2 protein-coding genes and 1 pseudogene are annotated in these 3,803 nt (G+C 72.2%); 2 read left to right on the top strand and 1 reads right to left on the bottom strand.

The window, feature by feature from the left end:
• Together ABZ861_RS18030 and ABZ861_RS18025 are read left to right on the top strand one after the other, a co-directional pair.
• Nucleotides 1-82: pseudogene (locus ABZ861_RS18030) on the top strand (IS5/IS1182 family transposase); the annotation flags it as partial.
• Nucleotides 83-383: 301 nt separating this feature from the next.
• Complete coding sequence (locus tag ABZ861_RS18025) at nucleotides 384-2,510, top strand: ATP-binding protein (RefSeq protein ID WP_361631020.1); 2,127 nt, start codon at nucleotides 384-386, stop codon at nucleotides 2,508-2,510.
• Here ABZ861_RS18025 and ABZ861_RS18020 read toward each other — a convergent pair.
• On the bottom strand, nucleotides 2,481-3,803 hold a 1,323-nt coding region (locus ABZ861_RS18020; RefSeq protein WP_361631017.1), incomplete at its 5' end, for a hypothetical protein. The two genes, ABZ861_RS18025 and ABZ861_RS18020, sit on opposite strands and share 30 nt — an antisense overlap.

Below are 3,803 nucleotides of genomic sequence, written 5' to 3'. Positions count from 1 at the left end.
CAAGCTGCGGTGCTCGACCACTCGCGTCACAAGCCTCGTCCGAGCCGTCGTGACCCTGCATCTGGCCAGCTCAGACCGATGATGGAAAAGGCTCATTGAGACGCCACGCCCTCTGCGGGCTTCAGGCCGCCTCGAACGCCCGCCGAATCAACGGCGCCGCCTTCTCCAAGTCGGCCGCCGAGGCGAGACGTACCTCCAGATCCCCGGTCCCGAGGTGTCCGATGCCGCGCATGTCCCTGGTGAAGCCGTCTTCCCGTGCGACGCCGTCCGGGTCGAGTCTGAGAAGACCAGGGTCAGGTGTTGTCTGAATGTTTCCGCGAGCTGGTGGCGCGGGGATACAGTCCGGCCATCAGCGGACCGGGTACGTGGGGGAGGAGCCGACATTGCTGGAGATCGTGGCGCTCAGCGCGCTGACCGCCTTCCTCACGTCGGTGGGCAACGGCGCGGCGGGCGAGATGGGCAAGCAGTTGCTGCTGTCAACGGGTGCACTGGCGAGAAGAGCTACGGGGAGGGAGACCCCGCTGCCCGCTGACCGTGAGGGCTGGGAGTCGCTGGCCGGTCACGTGCACGCCCGCCTGCCCGACGACCCGCGGCAGGCGGCGGAGTGGTCGCGACTCCTGCGGAGCTTTCCGCAGCACGCGGGAGAGCTGTCGTCCGGGAGCGGACTCCCTCCCGCCGCACGGCACTTCACCGACCGCAAGGAGACGGTCAGGCGACTGAGGCGGGAGGCGGACCGTCCGTTCGGGGGCCGGCCACGCGTCGCGTTGCTGTACGGCCCTCCCGGGATCGGCACCACCGCGGTGGCTCTCCACCTCGGCGCCGTCTGTCACCCCCGGTTCCCTGACGGACAGTTCTACGTCGACCTCCGAGACGGGCCCGGAGAACACGGGCCGGCTCCGGCGGCCGTTCTGCTGCGGCTGCTGGGGAAGATGGGCGTCGAACCCGATCGGATCCCGCCCACCGAGGCAGGCCGGGAGCAGCTCTACAGGCGGCTCACCGCCGGCCGGCGGGCGATGGTGGTGATCGACCACGTGTCCTCAGTCGCACAGGTCCGCGGACTCATTCCGGCCAGCCCCGAGGTGTTTTTGCTGGTCGTCGTATCCGGCTCGCCCTTCGTGCTGGAGGCGGAGCGAGTTCCCGTGCCTCGGCTGAGCGACCGGGACGCGCTGAAGATGATCGGGAGGATCGCCGGCCGGGAGCGGGTCGCGCTTGCGGGGCCGCGGATGCCGGAGGTCCTGGCCCATTGCGGGGGAAACGCCTTCGCGTTGAGGGCGACGGCGATGCGCCTGCTGGACGAGGACACGGAGCTGGAACTGCCGGCCCAGGCGGCCGAGGGATCGGGGAGCGACCCGGTGCGCGCCACGGCGCAGGTGAGTTGCTTCCGGGTCCGGGCGGAGACGGCTCGGCTCTGCCGGTTGACGGCCTTGGGCGACTGGCCGTCCGTCACCGTCCACCTCGCCGCGGCCGCGGCGGGCGTCGCCGAGGAGGAGGCCGCTCCTATGCTGGCCGAAGCGGCGGACGCGCAACTGCTGGAGGCCCTGCCCGACGAGCGCTACCGGTTCCGGACCGAGGTACGCCGATACCTGGCGGACACGGCAGGACCGGAGCACGGGATCCTCGCATGCTCGGCGGCGGTCGCCCGAACCCTCGAAGCCTTGCTGAACCGAGCGCTGCACGCGGCACACGTGGCTCTGCCCCAGAGCTGGCGCACCGAGCCGGCGCCCGCGCAGGGGCAGGCGTACCGCGACGAAGCGGAGGGTGTGCAAGCGCTGGCGGTGGAGTCGGGCAACCTCGTGCGTGCGGTGCTCGTCGCCAGGGAGTACGAGCACACCACCACCGTGCTCCGCCTGGGGCGTGCCCTGTGGCCCCTCCAGCTCAAGGCGGGATTCTGGGACGAGGTGCTGCCGGCGCTCCGCGTCGCGGCCCGCCGGGCCGACGAGTGCCAGCCGGGATCGCGAGTCGCGGGCGCGCTGCACTTCCAGCTCGCCCACTGCCTGGGCGAACTGGGCCGTTGGGAGGAGGCCGACCGGGAGGCGGACGCCGCCGCCAGGGCCGAACGCGATGCCGGACACCTTCGTGGCGAGGCGTCCTGCGTGGAGTTGCAGGGTCTGCTGAACCTCTACCGCTGGCGATACGAGACGGCGCATGAGCGGTTCGTCGCGGCAGAGGCCGTCTACGGCAGGGTCGAGCCCGGCCAGGAGGGCGCGGAGGATCTGCCGCGTGCCTTCGCTCTGTCCCGGCGTCATCGAGGACGGGCGCTGCGCGGGATGGGACGGTTCGACGAGTCGCGCGGCCTGCTGACGGCCGCTGTGGAGTTCTTCGCCGAGCGGGGGGAGGCGTACAACCAGGCCCGCGCCCTCACGGACCTGGCCGAGACCTTGCACGATGCGGGTGAGAACACCGAGGCGCTGGCGAAGATCGAGGAGGCGGAGCGCCTCCTCCCGTCGGCCGCGACCCCGCACCTTGGGTACCTGGCCGCACTACGGCTGCGCTGTGAGGTCGCCGGGTAGGGCGGACTCCACCGCCACCGGGTGCACGCCGCCGGCCACGTGCACCCGGAGCGTGATTCCGTCCGGTGGCACCCTGCCTCCCGTGGCGAACCACGCGGTCAGCGAGGACGCGTACGCGGCCGGGTCGGCGTCCGAGCCCGGTCCGGCCGACAGCCGGAACGCACCGTGGTCGCGGACCCGGACGGTGCATGTGTGCGGGCCCGTCACGTAGGCGGCGACCGGGCAGCGCGGGTACCGGCGCAGCACCTCGGCGGTCCATGCTTCCGGGCTGCCGAGCCGGGGATCGTCCGGTCGCCCCTCACGCGTGATCACGTCGGCGGACTCCAGGCTGTCGGGGTCCAGGCTGTCCTCGTGAACGGCGAGGTGCGAGTTCCCGTCGCTCCGGTGCGGGCGCCCCGTGGAGCGTTCGACGACGATGTCCGTCCCCCGGACACGTGTCCATACGTGCAGGGGAGCCGTGCGGCGCGGTGGGTTGTACGCCGGCAGGGGCAGGGGTTCCAGGAGGGCGGGGGCCTCGGGCTCCGGGAGGTCCATCAGACGGTAGAAGTGCCGTCTCAGCAGGGCCGCCGAGGCGCCGGGAGCGGAGGTGGTGAACTCGGCCGGCTCGGCGAGTGGCCGGTGCCCGCTCAGCACCCGTTCGACCTGCTCCCGCAGGAGGCCGCGCGGATCGAGGCGCGGCGCGTCCCGCACGAACGACGCGAGCGGTGCATCGGGATCCAGCCGGTCCTGCGCAGCAGCCGCGAGCATGACGGGGAGGCCCAGGGCCGCGGCGTAGTAGGAGACCGCGCCGAAGTCGCCCAGGACCACGTCCGCGGCGATGAGGGCCTGCCGCCAGGCGTGCACGGGGTCGATCAAGGTCAGCCCGCTACGGCGTGCGCGGTCCAGCCAGGCCCGGACCTGGCCTGGGCCGTGCCCGTACCAGATGTTCGGGTGCAGGATCGCGGCCAGCCGGTACTCGTCGGCCGGCAACTCGGCCGTGAGGCGCGGGAGCAGACCCGGCAGTACGTCCCTGCCGCCTCCGTTCCCGAAGAGACCCTCCGGATTCCAGGTGGAGTTCAGTACGACGAGCCGCTGCCCCGAACGTATGTCCAGGGCGCGCCGGAACCGTTCACGGTAGGGGCGGGCCGCCAGCATGCGGTCGAAGCAAGGGTCCCCGGCGAGCACCGCTGAACTCTCGGCCTCCGGGCACGCGTGGCGCAACCGCTCCAACTGCTCCGGGTGGGATAGGACGAGACCGTCGACGAACGTCTCACCGTCGGCGAGGAGCCACTCCCGCGACAGGCCGAAGGTCGT

The sequence above is a fragment of the Streptomyces sp. NPDC046985 genome, from assembly GCF_040644415.1.
Lineage (GTDB): Bacteria > Actinomycetota > Actinomycetes > Streptomycetales > Streptomycetaceae > Streptomyces.
The sequence above is the reverse complement of the archived record's forward strand: the minus strand, read 5'-3'. Positions and strand labels throughout refer to the sequence as shown.